Source organism: Tabrizicola aquatica (genome assembly GCF_002900975.1).
GTDB lineage: Bacteria > Pseudomonadota > Alphaproteobacteria > Rhodobacterales > Rhodobacteraceae > Tabrizicola > Tabrizicola aquatica.
Genome location: NZ_PJON01000006.1, coordinates 46,935 through 65,020, shown reverse-complemented (window position 1 = coordinate 65,020; position 18,086 = coordinate 46,935). Strand labels below are relative to the sequence as shown.

The following is an 18,086-nucleotide window of genomic DNA, read 5'->3' as shown; positions in this document are numbered from 1 at the left end:
ACGCAGGGCAGGCCCAGACGGATGAGTCTCAGATCCCCAGCACGTCCATCATGTCGTATTGACCCGGCTTGCGGCCCTGCCCCCAGATGGCCGCCCTTAGCGCGCCGCGGGCAAATATGCTGCGGTCGGTCGCCAGATGGCGCAGCACGATGCGCTCGCCCTCGGCGGCAAAGATCACGTCATGCTCGCCCACGACATCCCCACCACGGATCGCCGAAAAGCCGATGGTCCCGCGCTCCCGCGCCCCGGTGATGCCGTCGCGGCCCGAGACCCTGGCCTCCTCCAGGTCGATGCCACGGCCATCGGCGGCGGCCTGACCCAGCATCAGCGCCGTGCCCGAGGGCGCGTCCACCTTCATCCGGTGATGCGCCTCGACGATCTCCACGTCCCAATCGGCGTCCAGCGCCTGGGCCACCTTCTGCGTCAGCCGGACCAAGAGGTTGACCCCCAGCGACATGTTCCCGGCCCGTACGATCACCGCATGGCGGCTGGCGGCCTCGATCTTGGCCAGATGTGCGGCCTCCAGCCCCGTGGTCCCGATCACATGCACCGCGCGGGCCTGTGCCGCCAGCGCGGCGAATTCCACCGTGGCCGCCGGAGAGGTGAAGTCGACCACCGCCTGCGCCTTGGCAAACGCCTCCAGCGGATCGTCGGTCACCTTGACGCCCACCAGGGCACCGCCCGTCGCCTCGCCCACATCGCGGCCGATCCAGGCGTGGCCCGCACGTTCGACGCAACCGACCAGCCGCAGCTTGTCGCTGCCCTGCGCCAGCCGGATCAGCGTCTGCCCCATGCGCCCCGACGCGCCAGTCACCACAAGGCCAGGAAGATCACCCATGCCGCACTCCCTTGGATTTGCCCTTCCCTAGCCGCTTCCCGCAGGCGTGAGAAGCCCGGCGTTGCAGGGCGACCGGAAAGGGCCTAAATGGGCGCAATGTCCAAACGCTTCCCCACCGCCTCCGGTCCTTCGCAACGCCAGCTGCGCGTCGGCGAACTGATCCGGCGCACCCTCTCTGACGTTCTGAACCGGGCCGAGATCCACGACCCCGAGTTGAACGCCATGTCGATCACCGTGGGCGAGGTTTCGTGCTCGCCCGACCTCAAGGTCGCCACGGTCTATGTCATGCCGCTGATGGGATCGGTCCCGGTGCAGGATGCCATCACCGCGCTGGCCCGCAACAAGGCCGAGTTGCGCCACCGCGTCGCCACCGGGCTCACGCTGAAATACGCGCCCGACCTGCGCTTCCGCCCGGATGAGACCTTTGACCGGCTGGACGAAACCCGGCGGCTGTTCTCGGACCCGACAGTGCAGCGCGACCTTGAAAAGCCTGACAGCGACCACGACGGGGACGAATGATGCTGCGCCTTGCGCTTGCGTTTCTGCTGGCGCCGGTGGCGGCTGCGGCGGCGACCTGCCGCGACACCAGCTTTGACGGCGCGTCCTATACCCTGTGCGAGGTGACGCTGGCCGACGACCTGCGCCTGTTCCATTCCGGCGCGGACGGCGCTTATGGCAGCTTTCGCGCGGTGAACCAGGCGCTTGAGGGGCAAGGCCAGACCCTTGGCTTCGCGATGAATGCCGGCATGTATCACCGCGACCTCGACCCGGTTGGTCTTTATGTCGAAGAGGGGCAGGAAACCTCGCGTCTGGTCACCCGTGACGGGCCGGGGAATTTTGGCCTGTTGCCGAACGGGGTGTTCTGCTGGGGCGAAGGCTTCCGCGTGATCGAAAGCCGCGCCTTCAAGGCGGAGGCGCCAGCCTGCCGCTTTGCCACCCAGTCCGGGCCGATGCTGGTCATCAAGGGCGAGCTTCACCCGCGCTTTCTGGCCACCAGCGACAGCCTGTATGTCCGCAACGGCGTCGGCGTCAGCGCCGATGGCGGGCGGGCGGTCTTTGCCATCTCGAACGACGCGGTGAACTTCCACAGCTTCGCGCGCCTGTTCCGCGACGAGTTGGGGCTAAGCGACGCCCTTTATTTCGATGGCAATATCTCCCGCCTCTATGCGCCCGAACTTGGGCGGCATGACGCGGGCTTTCCGATGGGGCCGATTGTCGGCACCGTGGTTCCGAAAGGCTAAGACGATGGCGCGCGGCAAGAAGGGTCGGGCCGTCAGCGGCTGGCTGGTGGTGGACAAGCCGGCGGGCGTGACCTCGACCGCAGTGGTGAACAAGGTGAAATGGGCCTTCTCGGCGCAGAAGGCGGGGCACGCCGGCACGCTGGACCCGGATGCGACCGGTGTCCTGGCCGTGGCCCTGGGCGAGGCGACAAAGACGATCCCCTACATCACCGACGCGCTGAAATGCTACCGCTTCCGCGTTGTGCTGGGTGCTGCGACGGATACCGACGACGCCTCGGGCACGGTGGTCGCGACCAGCGACGCCCGCCCTTCGGATGCCGAGATCGAGGCCGCGCTTGCCGCCTTCCGGGGCGACATCCAGCAGGTCCCGCCACAGTATTCCGCCGTGAAGGTCGACGGGGACCGCGCCTATGACCTTGCGCGCGAGGGCGAGGTCATGGACCTGGCCGCGCGCCCGCTGTGGGTGGAACGGTTGGCGCTGCTGGACCGCCCGGACGCGGACCACGTCGACCTGGAGATGGTCTGCGGCAAGGGCGGCTATGTCCGCTCCATCGCCCGTGACCTGGGCCGGACCCTTGGCTGCCTGGGCCATGTCCAGTGGCTGCGGCGGACCTGGTCGGGGCCGTTCGACGCCGATCAGGGCGTGACGCTGGCGACCATCGACGCCGAAGCCAAGACCGAGGCGCTGGATGCCCACCTTCTGCCGCTGGAACTGGGGCTGCAGGACCTGCCTCAGTTCACCGCGACCCCCGAAGGCGCGGTGCGGCTGAAGAACGGCAACCCGGGCCAGGTCATCGGCCATGCCGACTGGGGCACCGAGGGCTGGGCAAGCCTGAACGGACAGGCCGTGGCCGTCGGGCACTACCGGGGCGGAGAGTTGCACCCCAGTCGGGTGTTCAACCGCTGACCCGATCCATGCAATCTGATGCTGAACCCGGATCAAGTCTGGACCGGATGCCGTGCGGGTCTGGCATAAGGCGAAACAAAAAGGCCCCGCGTTACCGCAGGGCCTTTCTTCAAACTTGGCTCTGACCGATCAGGCCAGCGCGGCCTTGGCCTGGCCGGCGATGGCGTTGAACGCTTCGGGCTCATGCACGGCGAGGTCGGCGAGGACCTTGCGGTCAACCTCGATCCCGGCTTTCGCCAGGCCGTTGATCAGGCGCGAGTAGGTCATCTCGGCGTCGAACAGACGGACGGCAGCGTTGATCCGCTGGATCCACAGCGCGCGGAACTGGCGCTTGCGGGCCTTGCGGTCGCGGGTCGCATACTGCTGGGCCTTGTCGACCGCCTGAGTGGCGGTGCGGAAGTTCGTGGAACGGGCGGCGTAATAGCCCTTGGCAGCCTTGATCACCTTGCGGTGACGGGCATGCGTGACCTTGCCGGATTTGACGCGGGACATCTGGTGCTCTCCTTACCGGTCGTAGGGCATGTATTTCTTGACGATCTTCGCGTCGCTGTCGCACAGGATCATCGCCCCTGATGCGTCGCGGACGAACTTCGTCGTGCGTTTGATCATGCCGTGGCGCTTGCCGGCAGGGCCGGCCTTCACACGACCGGAGGCCGTGAAGCTGAAGCGCTTCTTCGCCGCCGACTTGGTCTTCATCTTGGGCATTTCCATCTCCGTGGTTTCAGGCACGACTCGGCATGCCACTTTGGCCGGCCGTGCGGGTAATAAGCCCGCCCCTATAGGGGCAAGCCCTGGAAGGTGCAAGAGCCGTCAGTTGATCGCGCGCGAGACCACACCCAGCATGACGGTCGGAATCTCTTCGAACCGATAGCCGGTCGGACGATTCATCGCTGCGGCCAGGATCATCGACATCCCCGCCAGGATGACCAGCGCCCCGACCCGGGGCGCGCGCCCTTCAACCCATGCTGCCAGCAGCGAAGGGATGGTGACCAGCACCAGCAGGATACCCAGAGTCAGAATCAGATCCGTGTCCATGACCCACTCCGCCGACAACCGCGGGGCGAGGTTACTCCGGGTCGACGCTGGAAATCAATCGCTCGTCACAGGGGGCCACCCTTAGGATGTTGGTCGTGCCCTTGACGTTAAAGGGCACCCCCGCCGTGACCACGATCTGGTCCTCGTCCGACGCAAAGCCATCCGCGCGGGCCGCTGCCACGGCCGCCAGAACCGCGCCCTTGAAACGTTCTTGCGGCTTGGTGATGACGCAATGGGCGCCCCAGGTCAGCGCCAGCCGACGCGCGGTCGACATCAGCGGGGTCAACGCGATGATCGGGACATGCGGCCGTTCCCGCGCCACCAGCGCAGCGGTCGTGCCAGTCTGGCTGAACGAGCAGATCGCCTTGATGTTCGTCGCCTCGGCAATCTCGCGCGCGGCGGCCACGATGCCGTCAGCAACCGATTCCCGGCGCACCTGGCGGCTGGCCTCGATCACCGAACGATAGGTCGGGTCCTTTTCGACGCTCATCGCCACGGCGTTCATCGTGCGCACGGCCTCGACCGGGTATTTCCCGGCTGCCGATTCCGCCGACAGCATCACCGCATCCGCGCCTTCGTAGATCGCGGTCGCAACGTCCGAAACCTCGGCCCGAGTCGGGACGGGGCTTTCGATCATCGATTCCAGCATCTGGGTCGCCACGATCACCGGCTTGGCCGCCGCCCGCGCACCGCGCACCAGCCGCTTCTGGATCGGCGGGACCGAGGTAACCGGCAGCTCCACGCCCAGGTCGCCCCGCGCCACCATGATCCCGTCCGAGACCTGCAGGATCGCGTCATAGGCTTTCACCGCCGCCGGCTTTTCGATCTTGGACAGCACGGCCGCACGGCCCTTGACCAGGGTCCGCGCCTCGATCACGTCCTCGGGGCGCTGGACGAAGGACAAGGCGATCCAGTCCACGCCCAGCTCGCAGGCAAACTCGAGGTCGCCGCGGTCCTTTTCCGACAGCGCCGCCACGGGCAGCACCACGTCAGGCACGTTCACGCCCTTGCGGTTGGAAATCGTGCCGCCGACCTCGACCGTGCATTCGGCGAAATCCTTGCCGCAGGCGTTGACCCGCAGGCGGATCTTGCCGTCGTTGACCAGAAGGGTCGTGCCGGGCTCCAGCGCCGCAAAGATCTCGGGGTGCGGCAGGTTCACGCGGCTGACGTCACCCGGCGTGGTGGACAGGTCCATGCGGAAAGCCGCGCCTTCGACCAGTTCCTCGGACCCGTTGGCAAACACGCCGACGCGCAGCTTCGGGCCTTGCAGGTCGGCCAGGATGCCGATCGGGCGGCCAAGGTCTTTCTCGACCTGGCGGATGATCTCGTGCCGCTTGGCGATGTCCTCGTGGACGCCGTGGCTCATGTTCAGGCGGAACACGTCCGCCCCGGCCTCGAACAGGGCGCGGATCATCTCGTAACTGCTGGATGCCGGGCCAAGCGTGGCCACAATCTTCACGTTGCGGTGGCGGCGCATCGCCATCCTCCTGCTGAAATTTCGGTTCATTGTGGGCCGCCCGCCTTATGGCGCAATCCCGCGCCTGCCGCAACGCCGGTTTCGCCATTCGGGCATCGGCTTTCGCCACCCATGCTCTGGCATCGAGGCGAAAGGGGTCATAAGTCTGGCGGGCAGACACTTTTGCAGGGACCCACCCTTGGCCTACACGATCGACGGAGAGCACCGCCCCGGCCGCTGGCTGGTCACCTGCGACCATGCCTCGAACCATGTGCCGGACTGGGTGGCGGGTGGCAGCTTGGGCATCCCGGCCGCGGATATGGCCCGCCACATCGCCTGGGACGTCGGCGCCGCCGGCGTCGCGCTGACCCTGGGGCGGCTGCTGGACAGCCCGGTGATCCTGTCGGACTTCAGCCGACTGGTGATCGATCCGAACCGGGGCGAGGATGATCCGACCCTGGTGATGAAGCTGTATGACGGCACGATCATCCCGGCCAACCGCCACATCACGGCCGACGGGATCGAGGAACGTCTCGACCGCCTCTACCGCCCCTATCACGCCGCCTATGCCCGGCTTGCGGCGCTGCGGCCGGACCGGGTGATCGTGGCGCTGCACTCCTTCACCCCCTGCCTGCGCGGGCGCGCGCCGCGGCCCTGGCATGTCGGCGTCCTGTACAGCCACCTGGATGAGCGGTTCTCGAAACCGCTGATCGCACGACTGACACAAGAGACCGACCTTACCATCGGCGACAACGAGCCGTATTCGGGCCACCTGCCCGGCGATGCCATCGACCGCCACGCCTTGCGCCTGGGCCGGCACAACACACTTATAGAGATCAGGAACGACCTGGTCGCAACCGAGGAAGCACAGGCCCATTGGGCCGCGCGGCTGGCGCCGATCCTGTGCGACGTGCTGAAGGGGATTTGACATGGACGACCAGACCCGGCTGGAACTGGAGGCCGCAAGCTTTCGCGCGCTGGTGCATCACCTGATGGAAAAGCGCCCCGATGTGCAGAACATCGACCTGATGAACCTGGGCGGCTTTTGCCGCAACTGCCTGTCGCGCTGGTATCAGGAAGCAGCGGCCGAGCGCGGGATCGACCTGACCAAGGACGCCGCGCGCGAGATCGTCTACGGCATGCCCTATGCCGACTGGGTGGCGCAGCACCAGACCGAGGCGGACGCCGGCAAGCAGGCCGCGTTCCAAAAGGCCTTTGCCGAGAACGTTGGCAAGAAAGACTGACGCTTGGCCCCAGCGTAGGGTGGGGTTCAACCCCACCCTACCCTAGACACCCAGCCAGCGCAGAACGGCCACGATCACCACGCCCAGCAGCGCCGCAGCCACGTCGCTGCCCAGCACCACTGTCAGCGCCACGACCGCGCCCAGCGCCAAAGCCTCGGCCAAGCCGCCCGCCTGAACGGCCAGCGCCGCGATCCCGGCCATCACCGCCAGCGGCGTCGCGCGCAGCGCCGCCTCCAGCCGGGGCGAGACGGGGACCAGCCGCATCAGCGTGAACCCCGCGACCCGGCACAGCAGCGCAGCGGCCGCCATCACCAGCAGGGCAAGCGGAAAGCTCTCGGTCATTCCGCTCCCCGGTGCATCAGTGCCGCCACCGCTCCGCCGGCAACGCCTGCCGCAATCACCGCCGCGGCCGGCCCGACCAGCCGTGCCGTCACCAGTGCAGCCCCCGCGCCCACCACCACCGGCACCAGATCCGCCCGTTTGCGCGTCATGGCGGCCATCATCGCGGCCGCAAAGCACGGCAGCATCAGATCGAACCCCAGCGCCTCGGGCCGGGGCAGGACGCTGACCGCCGCCGCCCCTAGGGCGGTCCCAGTCAGCCAGGCCACCGCAATCGGCGCACCCGTCCCGGCCAGATAGGCGCGGTCCTCCTCGCCCTCGGCGATCCGGCGCATGGTCAGAAGCCAGTTGGCGTCACCCAGTAGAAGAAGGCTGCCATAGGACCGCAGCGGCCCCGCTTGCCATAGCCAGGGCTGCAAGGCCGCGCCGAACAGAACATACCGCGCATTGATCACCAGGATCGCCGCTAACAGCGCCAGCAGCGTCGCCTGCCCCGTCTGCAGCAGGTTCACCGCCGCCAGTTGGGCCGAGCCGGAGTAGATCGCCGCACTGGTCGTCACCGCCTTGGCGACACCGAATCCCGCTTGCGCCGCGACCAGTCCAAAGCCCAACCCATAGGCGAAGATCGACAAAGCCAGCGGCACACCATCCCGCGCCCCACGGCGGAAACCGTCCCAGGTAAAGGGCGCGTGGCTCATCCTTGCGGCCCTTCCCCAGCCTGCCGTCACGGCTGCAAGGGTTAGGAGGCCCAGCCGACCCCGTCAATCGCCCCCCGTCAATCGCCCCCCGTCTATCGGCCCCGTCAATCAACATCCGGTCAATCGGCCCCTTGCCGACCACCCCGCAATCGGCCTAGGCCTGCGGGCAGACTCCACCCCATGGACCGCGCGCCCCGTGCCAAAGGACCAGATCCCGACCATCACGCAAGAGCTGCGGCTGAACGCTGCCGCCTTCATCGTGACAATCTACGGCGATGTCGTGGTGCCGCGCGGCGGGGTTCTCTGGACCGGCACGCTGATCGACCTTTGCGCCAAGGTGGGGATCAGTGAAAGCCTGGTGCGCACCGCCGTCTCGCGGCTGGTCGCGGCCGAGCAACTGGCCGGCGAACGGATCGGCCGCCGCAGCTTCTACCGCCTGCGCAGCAGTGCCGTGGCCACCTTCATGCAGGCGGCCGACCTGCTGTATGGCCCGGACCGCCCGGCACGCGGCTGGCAGATCATCCACGATCCCGACCTGCGACCCGAGGATGCGCGGCGCCAGCGCATGGGCCACATGGGTGGCCCCGTCTTCATCCGCCCCGATCGTAACCAGCCCCTGCAGCCCGGCGCGATGGTGTTCCATGCCGAAACGGTGACGACAGCCGAACCCCTGGCCGGGTTCTGGGACCTTACCGCGCTGCGCGACGGTTATGACCTGTTCATGGCGCTCTTCCGCGCGATCGATCCTTCTGCCCTGTCCGACCCCGATGCCCTGGTGACGCGACTGCTGCTGGTCCACGCCTATCGGATGGTCCTCTTGCGCGACCCGCGCCTGCCGCCCGAGCATCTGCCCGCCGACTGGAACGGGGCCGAGGCGCGGGCGCTGTTCCGCAGGCTTTACCTGGGCCTGACACCCGCCGCCCACCGCCACATCGCCGCGCAATGTGAAGGCACCGACGGCCTGCTTCCCGCCGAAACCGACGCGACACAGCGGCGGCGTTCCGGTCTGCTGCCCCCCACCTGACCTGCCAAAGCCTTGATTTCTCAACTCGCCTGGAGTTGGCCAAAAGCATTACACTCAGCTCGCAAATTTCGCTTCCTCTGTGATGTTTCCTGCGCTATACGTTGACCGATCGGTCGGCGAATGAGGAATCGCCGGTCTCAGCAGACAACAGGAGCAAGGATGCGCGACGCCTTCATTTGCGATGCGGTCAGGACGCCGGTAGGGCGTTATGGCGGGGCCTTGGCGCAGGTGCGCGCCGACGATCTGGCAGCCGAGCCGCTCAAGGCCCTGATGGCGCGCAATCCCGGCGTGGATTGGTCGGCGGTCGATGATCTGATCTACGGCTGCGCCAACCAGGCGGGCGAGGACAACCGCAACGTCGGCCGGATGGCCGTCCTTTTGGCCGGGATGCCGATTGGCGTGCCTGGGACCACCGTCAACCGCCTTTGCGGGTCGGGCATGGATGCAGTCGGCATGGCCGCGCGGGCGATCAAGGCCGGGGACTGCGATTTTGTCATCGCAGGTGGCGTCGAAAGCATGAGCCGCGCGCCCTTCGTCATGCCAAAGGCCGACACGGCCTTTTCGCGGTCGAACGCGGTCTATGACACGACCATCGGCTGGCGCTTCCCGAACCCGGCGATGAAGAAGATCTACGGCACCCACTCGATGCCGGAAACCGCCGACAACGTGGCGGCGGACTACAACATCAGCCGCGCCGACCAGGACGCCTTTGCCATTCGCAGCCAGCAGCGTTGGGCGGCAGCGCAGGCTGCGGGGATCTTCCGGGACGAGATCGTCCCGGTGATCATTCCCCAGAAGAAGGGCGATCCGCTGGTCATCGACACCGACGAACACCCGCGCCCTTCGACCACGCTGGAGCAGCTTGCGAAACTGCGCGGTGTGAACGGCCCGGACCTCTCGGTCACGGCGGGCAATGCCTCTGGCGTGAACGACGGGGCGGCGGCGCTGGCGGTACTGTCGGCCGAGGCGGCGCGCGCCCAGGGCCTGACGCCCAAGGCACGGGTCGTGGCCATGGCGGCGGCGGGGGTGGAGCCCCGGATCATGGGCGTCGGCCCGGCGCCTGCGGTCCGCAAAGTGCTGGCCCGGGCCGGCATGACGCTGGACCAGATGGACGTGATCGAGCTGAACGAGGCTTTCGCCGCGCAGGCTCTGGCCGTGCTGCGCGACCTCGGCCTGCCGGACGACGCGGCCCATGTGAACGCGAACGGCGGTGCGATCGCGATGGGCCACCCGCTGGGCATGTCGGGCGCGCGTCTGATCACCACCGCGATGTACCAGCTGCACCGCACCGGCGGCCGCTATGCGCTTTGCACCATGTGCATCGGTGTGGGCCAGGGCATCGCCATCATCATCGAAAAAGTCTGAGGGAGGACACGTCCATGTATGCACAGATGGTCAAGGCCGAAGGCGCCAAATCCCGCGAGGAGATGTCGGACCAGGAACGCGCCTTCCAGGACCGCATCGACCGGGGCGAGAAGATCGAGCCGAAGGAATGGATGCCGGAAGGCTATCGCAAGACCCTGATCCGCCAGATCGGCCAGCACGCGCACAGCGAAATCGTCGGCCAGCTGCCCGAGGGCAACTGGATCACCCGCGCGCCGACGCTGGAGCGCAAGGCGATCCTTCTGGCCAAGGTACAGGACGAGGCGGGGCATGGCCTTTACCTCTATTCCGCTGCCGAGACGCTGGGCGTCAGCCGGGATGAGCTGCTGGCGGCTCTGCACAGCGGCAAGATGAAGTATTCCTCGATCTTCAACTATCCGACACTGAACTGGGCCGACATCGGCACCGTCGGCTGGCTGGTCGATGGCGCGGCGATCATGAACCAGGTGCAGCTGCAAAAGACCTCGTACGGTCCCTATAGCCGCGCGATGATCCGCATCTGCAAGGAAGAGTCGTTCCACCAGCGCCAGGGCTACGACATCCTTCTGAAGATGTGCCTGCAGGGCACGCCCGAGCAGAAGGACATGGCGCAGGATGCGATGAACCGCTTCTGGTATCCGGCGCTGATGATGTTCGGGCCGTCGGACAAGGACTCGGTCCACTCGGCGCAGTCGATGCAGTGGAAGATCAAGATCAACACCAACGACGAGCTTCGCCAGAAGTTCGTCGACCAGACCGTCCCGCAGGCCAAATACCTGGGCCTGACCATCCCCGACCCGAACCTGAAGTGGAACGAGGAGAAGGGCGGCCACGACTTCAGCGAGCCCGACTGGGACGAATTCTTCGAGGTGATCGCCGGCAACGGCCCCTGCAATGCCGAGCGTCTGGAGGCCCGGGTCACCGCCTGGGAAGACGGCGCCTGGTTCCGCGACGGGCTGATGGCCCACGCCAAGAAGCAGGACGCCCGCCGCGCCGCCGCCCGTCTGGCCGCCGAGTAACCGAAACCGGGCGGGCGAATCGCCCGCCCACAGGCACCCCAATCCCAATCCGGGAGGAGAAACCGATGTCCAGCGAATGGCCCCTGTGGGAAGTCTTCATCCGCGGCCAACATGGCCTGAACCACCGCCATGTCGGCAGCCTGCACGCGTCCGACGCCGAAATGGCGATCTGCAACGCCCGCGACGTCTACACCCGCCGCAATGAGGGCGTGTCGATCTGGGTCGTGAAGTCGAACGAGATCACCGCCTCGGCCCCGTCTGACAAGGGCCCGCTGTTCGAGCCTTCGAACTCCAAGGTCTACCGCCACCCGACCTTCTTCGACATCCCCGCTGAAGTGGGGCATATGTGATGCCGTCGCTGACCGATGTGATGACCGCCGATGCGGACCTGGCGCGCGCGCCCGGCATCCGCACGATTGCCGCCAAGGGCGCGGCCCCTGCGGATGCCTTCGTCGATTGGCTTTGCCGGATGGGCGACAATTGCCTCATCCTCGGCCACCGCGTATCGGAATGGTGCGGGCATTCCCCCGTGCTGGAAGAGGACATCGCGCTGGCCAACACCGCGCTGGACCTGATCGGGCAGACCCAGCTGTGGCTGGGCCTGGCCGGTGAGGTCGAGGGCAAGGGCCGCACCGCCGACAACCTCGCCTACCTGCGCGACGCGGCCCAGTTCCGCAACGTGTTGCTGGTCGAACGTCCGAACGGCGACTTTGGCCAGACGCTGATGCGCCAGTTCCTGTTCGATGTCTGGCACATGGAAATGCTGCGCGCGCTGCAAGCGTCCTCGGACAAGCGCGTGGCCGAAATCGCGGCGAAGGCGGCGAAGGAAGTGGCCTACCACCTGGAACGCTCGGCCGATCTGGTGATCCGTCTCGGCGACGGGACCGACGAAAGCCGCGCCCGGATGCAGAAGTCGCTGAACGTTCTATGGCCCTACACGGGTGAGCTTTTCCTGGGCGACGCAGTCGATCAGGCGATGGCTGACGCCGGGATCGCCCCCGCACCGGAAAGCCTGAAAGCTGCATGGGATCGCACCATCTCGGAAGTATTGGCCGAGGCGACGCTGGTCCTGCCCGACGGTACCTTCCAGCACAAGGGCGGCAAGCAAGGTCGGCACACCGAGGCCCTGGGCTTCATCCTGGCCGACATGCAGTTCCTGCAGCGCGCCTATCCCGGCGGCACCTGGTAAAGCCATGAGCAGCGCGGTGCGTCCCGATATCCAGATGGTGCGGCACTGGCTGGCCCAGGTGCCGGACCCGGAAATCCCGGTGATCAGCCTGACCGATCTGGGCATCATCCGGGACGTGGCCTGGCAGGATGACACTCTGGTCGTCACGGTCACGCCCACCTATTCCGGCTGCCCCGCGACCAGCGTGATCAACCTGGATATCGAGGCCGCGCTGCGGGCCAAGGGGATCGAAAAGCTGCGCCTTGAACGCCAGCTTTCGCCGCCCTGGACCACGGACTGGATCACCGCCGAAGGCCGCGAAAAGCTGCGCGCCTACGGCATCGCTCCGCCCATCGACGGCACTGCCGCCGACGGGCGGCTGGCGGGCCGCGTGGCCCGGCTGGCCGGAACCTCGAACCTGGTGATCGCCTGCCCGCGCTGCGGGTCGACCAAGACCGAGAAGGTCAGCCAGTTCGGCTCGACCCCCTGCAAGGCCAGTTACCGCTGCACCGACTGCCTGGAACCCTTCGACTACTTCAAATGCATCTGACGATGCGCCCGAACGGGAGGACATGATGTCTCGCTTTCATCCGCTGAAGGTCACCGAGGTCCGCCGCGAAACCCGCGACGCCGTGGTTGTGACCCTTGCCCCGCGCGACGAGGACCGCGCACTCTTTGACTTCACCCAAGGCCAATACCTGACCTTCCGCCGCGCCTTTGATGGCGAGGAGCTGCGCCGGTCCTACTCGATCTGTGCCGGCAAGCATGAGGGCGTGCTGCAGGTCGGGATCAAACGGGTCGATGGCGGTGCGTTTAGCACCTGGGCGAACGAGAACCTTGCGCCGGGCGACGAGATCGAGGCGATGCCCCCGATGGGCAAGTTCTTTACGCCCGTAGATGCCAGCGCCGAAAAGCACTACCTGGGCTTCGCCGGTGGGTCGGGGATCACCCCGGTCCTGTCGATCATCAAGACCGTGCTGGCCGATGAACCCAATTCGCGCTTCACGCTGGTCTATGCCAACCGGGCGATCAATTCGATCATGTTCCGCGAGGATCTTGAGGATCTGAAAAATACCTACCTTGGCCGCTTCTCTGTGATCCATGTGCTGGAGACCGAGGCGCAGGATATCGACCTTTTCACCGGTCGTGTCGATGCCGACAAGATGAAGGCCCTCTTCACCGGCTGGATCGACCCCAAGTCCGTCGATACCGCCTTCATCTGCGGACCGGAACCGATGATGCTGGCCATCGCCGCCAGCTTGCGCGACCACGGCCTGACCGACGCCCAGATCAAGTTCGAGTTGTTCGCCAGTGGACAGCCGGGCCGTGCCAAGGCCAAGCCGGTGTCGAAGGCCGACCTGACGGCTGGCAACTCCACCGCCGCGACGGTGACGCTGGACGGCACCACCCGCAGCTTCGCCATGCCGCGCGCGGGCCAAAGCATCCTGGACGCCGCCATCGAGAACGCGCTGGACGCGCCCTATTCCTGCAAGGCCGGCGTCTGTTCGACCTGCCGCTGCAAGGTGCTGGAGGGCGAAGTCGAGATGCACACCAACCACGCGCTTGAGGATTACGAGGTGCGGGCCGGTTACGTCCTGTCCTGCCAAAGCTTCCCGCTGACCGACAAGGTCGTGGTGACATACGATGAGTGAGGCCAGCATGACCGAAACGATGAACATCGAGGACTACCTCGCCCAGGGCGGTGTCCTGACCTCTCCCGGCAACGTGCCCGCGCGCTATCGGGGCGAGTTGCTCCGGCTGATGGGGTCCTTCGTGGACAGCGAACTGGCGGCCTCGGCCGGGTTCGCCGGATCGATCAACTTTGCGCCGGGGATCAAGGAACGGATCGCCGCCAGCCGGATCACGCTGGAAAAGGCCGACCATGCCGAGCGGGTGCTTGCCGTGATGGCCGACTTTGGCACCGACACCGCACGGTATCAGCGCCAGCACGACTGGGCCGCCCGCGTGGCACGGGACGCCGATTTCGGCTCGACCCGGACAGGCGGCGACATGCGGCTGTCCGTGTTCCACTACCCGATCACCGGTTGGGCTGATGCGGTGGTGATGAACGTCCTGATGGGCCTCGCTACGGGCGTCCAGATGACCGAACTGACCCGCGTCTCTTACGCGCCGCTGGCCGAGGTCTTCCGCGAGATCGCCCCGCGTGAGGCACGCCATGCGGCCCTGGGGGTCGAGGGGCTGGACCAGCTTGTCGCCACCGATGAGGGCAAGGCACAGGCGAAAGCCGCCATCGCCTACTGGCGCCCGCGCGTGGCCGCGACCTTCGGCGTCGCCAACTCGGCCCGCTACGACACCCAGGCCAAGTTCGGCCTGCGCCACGCCACGAACGAGACCCTGCACGCCCGCTGGGATGCGCTGGTCGCCGAAACCCTCGGCCCCATCGGCCTGAACTGACCTGCCGGGGGGCCCCGCCCCCCGCCTAGACAAAGGATGAACCCCATGACCGCATCGGCCCGCCCCCCGCGCCGGTTGGAAAGCTTTGTCTCCGGCCGCTGGACCCCCGGCTCCCGCGACGGCCAACCCCTCTGCGACGCCGCGACCGGAGAGGTCGTGGCCACCATCGACTCCACCGGCATCGATTTCGCCGGGGCACTTGCTTACGGGCGCGAGGTCGCGGGGCCGAAACTGCGCGCCATGTCCTTCCATGACCGCGCCGGGATGCTGAAGGCGCTTGGCCTGAAGCTGATGGAGCTGAAGGAAGAATTCTACACCGAAAGCCTGCACACCGGCGCCACCCGCGCCGACGGCTGGATCGACATCGAAGGCGGGATCGGCACCATGCTGACCTTCGCCTCCAAGGCGCGGCGGGAACTGCCGAACACCCGCGTCCTGACAGATGGCGAGGTCGAGGTGCTGTCGAAGGACGGCAGCTTTGTCGCGCAGCACATCTTTTCGCCCCTGCAAGGCGTGGCGGTCCACATCAACGCCTTCAACTTCCCGGTCTGGGGGATGCTGGAAAAGATCGCGCCGACCCTGATCGCGGGCGTGCCGTGCATCGTCAAACCGGCCAGCCAGACCGCCTACCTGACCGAACTGGTGGTGCGCCGGATCGTCGAGACCGGCCTTCTGCCCGACGGTGCGCTGCAACTGATCTCCGGTTCCGTGGGCGACCTTCTGGACCATGTCACGGGCCAGGACGCGGTGACCTTCACCGGCTCGGCCTGGACGGGGCGGAAGCTGAAGTCGCACAAGGCGGTGATCGAAAACTCCACCCGCTTCACGATGGAGGCGGACAGCCTGAACGCCTCGATCCTCGGTCCCGATGCCGGGCCGGGGACCGCCGAATTCGACCTCTTCGTCAAGGAAGTCGCCCGCGAGATGACGGCGAAGGCCGGGCAGAAATGCACCGCCATCCGCCGCGTTTTCGTCCCGCGCGCCCATGCACAGGCGGTCATCGCAGCACTTGGCGACCGGCTGGACAAAACGCCTCTGGGCCTGCCGGGGGATGAGGGCACGCGGATGGGTCCGCTGGCCAGCCATGACCAGCGCGAAGAGGTCCGGGCGCGGATTCGTGAGTTGCAGGCGGATGCCGAAATCGTGGCGGGGAACCCGGATGCGGTCCGTGTCACCTCGGGCGATGCAAAGGCCGGGGCCTTCCTGAACCCCGTCCTCATGTACTGCGACAAGCCCTTCGCGGCAGGTGCCGTGCATGATGTCGAGGCTTTCGGGCCGGTATCTACCGTCATGCCCTATGACGATATCGAGGAAGCCGTCGCGCTGGCGGCCAAGGGCAAGGGGTCCCTGGTGTCCTCGGTCTTTACCGACGATCCGAAGGTGACCGAGGCTGCCGTGCTGGGCCTTGCGCCGCATCACGGGCGGGTGCTGATCGGCAACCGGGCAACAGCGAAATCGTCGACCGGGCATGGCTCGCCCCTGGCCCCGCTGGTCCACGGCGGGCCGGGCCGGGCTGGTGGCGGCGAGGAAATGGGCGGGATGCGCGGCGTGAAGCACTACATGCAGCGCACCGCCGTTCAGGGCAGCCCGCGGCTTCTGTCAGCGGTCACCGGCCGCTGGATCGAAGGGGCCGAGGTGCAACACGGCGTCCACCCGTTCCGCAAGTCGCTGGCGGACCTGCGCATCGGCGACCAGCTGGTCACAGCCGCCCGGCAAGTCACGCAGGAGGATGTGGAGCATTTCGCCCACTTCACCGGCGACACCTTCTATGCCCACATGGACAGCGCGGCCGCCAAGGCCAACCCGTTCTTCGACGACCGCGTGGCGCATGGCTACCTGATCGCCTCTTTCGCCGCTGGCCTCTTCGTCGATCCTGCCCCCGGCCCGGTGCTGGCGAACTACGGCGTCGACAACATGCGCTTCCTGACGCCGGTCTACTTCGGCGACACGCTGCAAGTCCGCCTGACCTGCAAAGAGATCAACCCCCGCGCCAGTGCCGAACATGGCGAGGTGCGCTGGGATTGCCAGGTGACCAAGCAGACCGGGGCCGTCGTCGCGCAATATGACGTGCTGACCATGGTGGCCAAGGTCTGGCCTTCCATCGCCCAGGCCGCCGAGTAATGGCCCGCATCTACTCCTGGGACGGCATCGTCCCGGTGATCGACCACACGGCCTTCGTCCACCCCGAGGCCGTGGTGATCGGCGACGTGATCATCGGCCCCGCCTGCTATGTCGGCCCCGGCGCCGTCCTGCGCGGGGACTTCGGGCGGATCGTGATGGAAACCGGCAGCAATCTGCAGGAAACCTGCGTCGTCCATGCCTTTCCCGGCAAGGACGTGGTGATCGAGGAAGCGGGCCACATCGGCCACGGCGCGATCCTGCACGGCTGCCGGATCGGTCGCAACGCGATGGTCGGCATGAACGCCGTGGTGATGGACGAGGCGGTGGTGGGCGCGGACTCCATCATCGCGGCGCTGGCCTTCGTGAAGGCGGGCGCGCAGATCCCGCCGCGCAGCCTGGCCGTTGGCAGCCCGGCCAAGGTGCTGCGGGAACTCTCGGACGACGAAATCGCCTGGAAATCGCAAGGCACCGCGATCTACCAAAAGCTTGCGTTGGAAGCGCCCCAGAAGCTGCAACCCGCGACGCCCCTGACCGCCCCCGAGCCCGACCACCGCCGCGCCGAAGCCCCGGCCTACGACCCGAAGGTGCTTGCGGGCCTTAACGGACGGCCTTGATCCCTTCCAGGATCAGCGTCGTCGCCACATCGGCATAATCCTCGCGGCTGATGCGACCGCCGTCGCGGAACCACATGTAGACCCAGTTCATCATGCCGAAAAGGGACATGGTAACCGGCATCAAGAGCGGCCGCTCCTTGGTGTTCAGCCCTGGATTCACCAGGTCCAGCACCGCGGAAAACCGCCGCACGATCCCGCGTTCCAGCGCGGTAATCTCGGCCTTCTGCTCATCCGACAGCGCCGCCGTGGCGTTCAACTGCACCTTGTGCTGGTTGTCCGCGCCCCGGTAGTTCTCCAGAACCACACCGACCAGCTTGCGCAGCCGCTTCTCGGGCGGCAGGTTTGGGTCGTCGGCCTCCTCAATGGCGGCATCCAGCCCTTCCAGATGCGTGATGATGATCGCAAAGATCAGCGCGTCCTTGCTGGGGTAATAGTGATAAAGCAGCGCCTTCGACACCTGCGCCACGGTTGCGATCTGGGACATGGAGGCTTTCTCCATCCCCTGGTCCGCAAAGACCTGTGCCGCGTGATCCAGAATCACGCGCTGCTTTTCTTCGAAATCCGCTGCCCGTGTCCGAGCCATGATGTTCTTCCTGACGCTGCCG

General features: G+C 66.8%; 23 protein-coding genes. 15 read left to right on the top strand and 8 right to left on the bottom strand.

The features are described from left to right. Positions 1-28: 28 nt before the first annotated feature. Positions 29-838 carry a 4-hydroxy-tetrahydrodipicolinate reductase gene (gene dapB, locus CXR42_RS18100; protein ID WP_103258999.1) on the bottom strand — a complete coding sequence of 270 codons (810 nt, stop codon included), beginning with the start codon at positions 836-838 and terminating at the stop codon, positions 29-31. Positions 839-934: 96 nt separating this feature from the next. On the opposite strand from dapB, the gene rbfA reads away from it, so the two are divergent. From rbfA to truB, 3 genes are read left to right on the top strand one after another with little or no spacing between them, the layout of a single operon-like run. Then, the gene (rbfA, locus tag CXR42_RS18095) at positions 935-1,357 is read left to right on the top strand and encodes a 30S ribosome-binding factor RbfA (RefSeq protein WP_180996107.1); all 423 of its coding nucleotides are present in this window, start codon (positions 935-937) and stop codon (positions 1,355-1,357) included. Continuing rightward, on the top strand, positions 1,357-2,079 hold the full coding sequence (locus CXR42_RS18090) for a phosphodiester glycosidase family protein (protein ID WP_425444871.1): 723 nt from the start codon (positions 1,357-1,359) through the stop codon (positions 2,077-2,079). The genes rbfA and CXR42_RS18090 overlap by 1 nt, the downstream gene beginning before the upstream one ends. A 4-nt stretch (positions 2,080-2,083) precedes the next feature. After that, positions 2,084-2,986: a tRNA pseudouridine(55) synthase TruB gene (gene truB, locus CXR42_RS18085; RefSeq protein ID WP_103258996.1), complete on the top strand. Its 903-nt coding sequence runs from the start codon at positions 2,084-2,086 to the stop codon at positions 2,984-2,986. A 129-nt stretch (positions 2,987-3,115) separates the two neighbouring features. On the opposite strand, the gene rplT is transcribed toward truB, so the two are convergent. From rplT to pyk, 4 genes are all read right to left on the bottom strand, one after another. Beyond that, positions 3,116-3,478 (bottom strand): 50S ribosomal protein L20, encoded by a 363-nt coding sequence (gene rplT / locus CXR42_RS18080; protein WP_103258995.1) that lies wholly within the window; start codon positions 3,476-3,478, stop codon positions 3,116-3,118. 12 nt (positions 3,479-3,490) lie between these two features. After that, positions 3,491-3,691: a 50S ribosomal protein L35 gene (gene rpmI / locus CXR42_RS18075; protein WP_103259124.1), complete on the bottom strand. Its 201-nt coding sequence runs from the start codon at positions 3,689-3,691 to the stop codon at positions 3,491-3,493. A gap of 105 nt (positions 3,692-3,796) precedes the next feature. Further along, positions 3,797-4,021 carry a hypothetical protein gene (locus CXR42_RS18070; RefSeq protein ID WP_103259123.1) on the bottom strand — a complete coding sequence of 75 codons (225 nt, stop codon included), beginning with the start codon at positions 4,019-4,021 and terminating at the stop codon, positions 3,797-3,799. A gap of 31 nt (positions 4,022-4,052) precedes the next feature. Continuing rightward, positions 4,053-5,498, bottom strand: a complete 1,446-nt coding sequence (pyk, locus tag CXR42_RS18065) for a pyruvate kinase (protein WP_103259122.1) — start codon at positions 5,496-5,498, stop codon at positions 4,053-4,055. A 178-nt stretch (positions 5,499-5,676) separates the two neighbouring features. Here pyk and CXR42_RS18060 point away from each other — a divergent pair, with 178 nt between their 5' ends. Together CXR42_RS18060 and CXR42_RS18055 are read left to right on the top strand one after the other, a co-directional pair. Next, entirely contained in the window at positions 5,677-6,405 is a 729-nt protein-coding gene (locus CXR42_RS18060; RefSeq protein ID WP_103258994.1) for an N-formylglutamate amidohydrolase, read from the top strand. A gap of 1 nt (position 6,406) precedes the next feature. Then, entirely contained in the window at positions 6,407-6,721 is a 315-nt protein-coding gene (locus tag CXR42_RS18055; RefSeq protein ID WP_103258993.1) for a DUF1244 domain-containing protein, read from the top strand. A 42-nt stretch (positions 6,722-6,763) separates the two neighbouring features. Here CXR42_RS18055 and CXR42_RS18050 read toward each other — a convergent pair whose 3' ends face one another. Together CXR42_RS18050 and CXR42_RS18045 are read right to left on the bottom strand one after the other, a co-directional pair. After that, the gene (locus CXR42_RS18050; protein WP_103258992.1) at positions 6,764-7,063 is read right to left on the bottom strand and encodes an AzlD family protein; all 300 of its coding nucleotides are present in this window, start codon (positions 7,061-7,063) and stop codon (positions 6,764-6,766) included. Continuing rightward, positions 7,060-7,758, bottom strand: coding sequence for an AzlC family ABC transporter permease (locus CXR42_RS18045; RefSeq protein WP_103258991.1), 699 nt, complete (start codon positions 7,756-7,758; stop codon positions 7,060-7,062). The genes CXR42_RS18050 and CXR42_RS18045 overlap by 4 nt, the downstream gene beginning before the upstream one ends. 196 nt (positions 7,759-7,954) lie before the next feature. On the opposite strand from CXR42_RS18045, the gene CXR42_RS18040 reads away from it, so the two are divergent. The 10 genes from CXR42_RS18040 to CXR42_RS17995 all read left to right on the top strand — a co-directional run bounded on the left by CXR42_RS18040 (position 7,955) and on the right by CXR42_RS17995 (position 17,481). Beyond that, entirely contained in the window at positions 7,955-8,782 is an 828-nt protein-coding gene (locus CXR42_RS18040) for a PaaX family transcriptional regulator C-terminal domain-containing protein (RefSeq protein ID WP_103258990.1), read from the top strand. Positions 8,783-8,941: 159 nt separating this feature from the next. Next, a complete protein-coding gene (gene pcaF, locus CXR42_RS18035; RefSeq protein WP_103258989.1) occupies positions 8,942-10,147 on the top strand; it encodes a 3-oxoadipyl-CoA thiolase in 1,206 nt (401 codons plus the stop codon). Between the two features lie 14 nt (positions 10,148-10,161). Then, positions 10,162-11,163, top strand: coding sequence for a 1,2-phenylacetyl-CoA epoxidase subunit PaaA (paaA, locus tag CXR42_RS18030; RefSeq protein WP_103258988.1), 1,002 nt, complete (start codon positions 10,162-10,164; stop codon positions 11,161-11,163). A 65-nt stretch (positions 11,164-11,228) separates the two neighbouring features. After that, a complete protein-coding gene (paaB, locus tag CXR42_RS18025) occupies positions 11,229-11,513 on the top strand; it encodes a 1,2-phenylacetyl-CoA epoxidase subunit PaaB (RefSeq protein ID WP_103258987.1) in 285 nt (94 codons plus the stop codon). Then, complete coding sequence (gene paaC / locus CXR42_RS18020; protein ID WP_103258986.1) at positions 11,513-12,352, top strand: 1,2-phenylacetyl-CoA epoxidase subunit PaaC; 840 nt, start codon at positions 11,513-11,515, stop codon at positions 12,350-12,352. The genes paaB and paaC overlap by 1 nt, the downstream gene beginning before the upstream one ends. Positions 12,353-12,356: 4 nt before the next feature. Then, positions 12,357-12,881 (top strand): 1,2-phenylacetyl-CoA epoxidase subunit PaaD, encoded by a 525-nt coding sequence (paaD, locus tag CXR42_RS18015; RefSeq protein ID WP_103258985.1) that lies wholly within the window; start codon positions 12,357-12,359, stop codon positions 12,879-12,881. Positions 12,882-12,906: 25 nt separating this feature from the next. Beyond that, positions 12,907-13,983: a 1,2-phenylacetyl-CoA epoxidase subunit PaaE gene (gene paaE / locus CXR42_RS18010; protein ID WP_103259120.1), complete on the top strand. Its 1,077-nt coding sequence runs from the start codon at positions 12,907-12,909 to the stop codon at positions 13,981-13,983. A gap of 7 nt (positions 13,984-13,990) precedes the next feature. Then, a complete protein-coding gene (locus tag CXR42_RS18005; RefSeq protein WP_103259121.1) occupies positions 13,991-14,746 on the top strand; it encodes a Phenylacetic acid catabolic protein in 756 nt (251 codons plus the stop codon). Between the two features lie 45 nt (positions 14,747-14,791). Then, entirely contained in the window at positions 14,792-16,867 is a 2,076-nt protein-coding gene (gene paaZ / locus CXR42_RS18000) for a phenylacetic acid degradation bifunctional protein PaaZ (RefSeq protein WP_103259119.1), read from the top strand. Next, on the top strand, positions 16,867-17,481 hold the full coding sequence (locus CXR42_RS17995; protein ID WP_103258984.1) for an acyltransferase: 615 nt from the start codon (positions 16,867-16,869) through the stop codon (positions 17,479-17,481). Before paaZ ends, CXR42_RS17995 begins: the two co-directional genes overlap by 1 nt. On the opposite strand, the gene CXR42_RS17990 is transcribed toward CXR42_RS17995, so the two are convergent. Next, entirely contained in the window at positions 17,465-18,064 is a 600-nt protein-coding gene (locus CXR42_RS17990; protein ID WP_103258983.1) for a TetR/AcrR family transcriptional regulator, read from the bottom strand. The genes CXR42_RS17995 and CXR42_RS17990 overlap by 17 nt on opposite strands. Positions 18,065-18,086: the final 22 nt, after the last annotated feature.

Coding starts and splice junctions, on each gene's coding strand:
- CXR42_RS17995 (WP_103258984.1), top strand. CDS start 16,867: ATGGCCCGCATCTACTCCTGGGACGGCATCGTCCCGGTGATCGACCAC.
- paaZ (WP_103259119.1), top strand. CDS start 14,792: ATGACCGCATCGGCCCGCCCCCCGCGCCGGTTGGAAAGCTTTGTCTCC.
- rbfA (WP_180996107.1), top strand. CDS start 935: ATGTCCAAACGCTTCCCCACCGCCTCCGGTCCTTCGCAACGCCAGCTG.
- rpmI (WP_103259124.1), bottom strand. CDS start 3,691: ATGCCCAAGATGAAGACCAAGTCGGCGGCGAAGAAGCGCTTCAGCTTC.
- dapB (WP_103258999.1), bottom strand. CDS start 838: ATGGGTGATCTTCCTGGCCTTGTGGTGACTGGCGCGTCGGGGCGCATG.
- paaB (WP_103258987.1), top strand. CDS start 11,229: ATGTCCAGCGAATGGCCCCTGTGGGAAGTCTTCATCCGCGGCCAACAT.
- CXR42_RS18090 (WP_425444871.1), top strand. CDS start 1,357: ATGCTGCGCCTTGCGCTTGCGTTTCTGCTGGCGCCGGTGGCGGCTGCG.
- CXR42_RS18070 (WP_103259123.1), bottom strand. CDS start 4,021: ATGGACACGGATCTGATTCTGACTCTGGGTATCCTGCTGGTGCTGGTC.
- CXR42_RS18045 (WP_103258991.1), bottom strand. CDS start 7,758: ATGAGCCACGCGCCCTTTACCTGGGACGGTTTCCGCCGTGGGGCGCGG.
- paaD (WP_103258985.1), top strand. CDS start 12,357: ATGAGCAGCGCGGTGCGTCCCGATATCCAGATGGTGCGGCACTGGCTG.
- CXR42_RS18050 (WP_103258992.1), bottom strand. CDS start 7,063: ATGACCGAGAGCTTTCCGCTTGCCCTGCTGGTGATGGCGGCCGCTGCG.
- rplT (WP_103258995.1), bottom strand. CDS start 3,478: ATGTCCCGCGTCAAATCCGGCAAGGTCACGCATGCCCGTCACCGCAAG.
- paaC (WP_103258986.1), top strand. CDS start 11,513: ATGCCGTCGCTGACCGATGTGATGACCGCCGATGCGGACCTGGCGCGC.
- paaA (WP_103258988.1), top strand. CDS start 10,162: ATGTATGCACAGATGGTCAAGGCCGAAGGCGCCAAATCCCGCGAGGAG.
- CXR42_RS17990 (WP_103258983.1), bottom strand. CDS start 18,064: ATGGCTCGGACACGGGCAGCGGATTTCGAAGAAAAGCAGCGCGTGATT.
- CXR42_RS18005 (WP_103259121.1), top strand. CDS start 13,991: ATGACCGAAACGATGAACATCGAGGACTACCTCGCCCAGGGCGGTGTC.
- pyk (WP_103259122.1), bottom strand. CDS start 5,498: ATGCGCCGCCACCGCAACGTGAAGATTGTGGCCACGCTTGGCCCGGCA.
- paaE (WP_103259120.1), top strand. CDS start 12,907: ATGTCTCGCTTTCATCCGCTGAAGGTCACCGAGGTCCGCCGCGAAACC.
- CXR42_RS18055 (WP_103258993.1), top strand. CDS start 6,407: ATGGACGACCAGACCCGGCTGGAACTGGAGGCCGCAAGCTTTCGCGCG.
- truB (WP_103258996.1), top strand. CDS start 2,084: ATGGCGCGCGGCAAGAAGGGTCGGGCCGTCAGCGGCTGGCTGGTGGTG.
- pcaF (WP_103258989.1), top strand. CDS start 8,942: ATGCGCGACGCCTTCATTTGCGATGCGGTCAGGACGCCGGTAGGGCGT.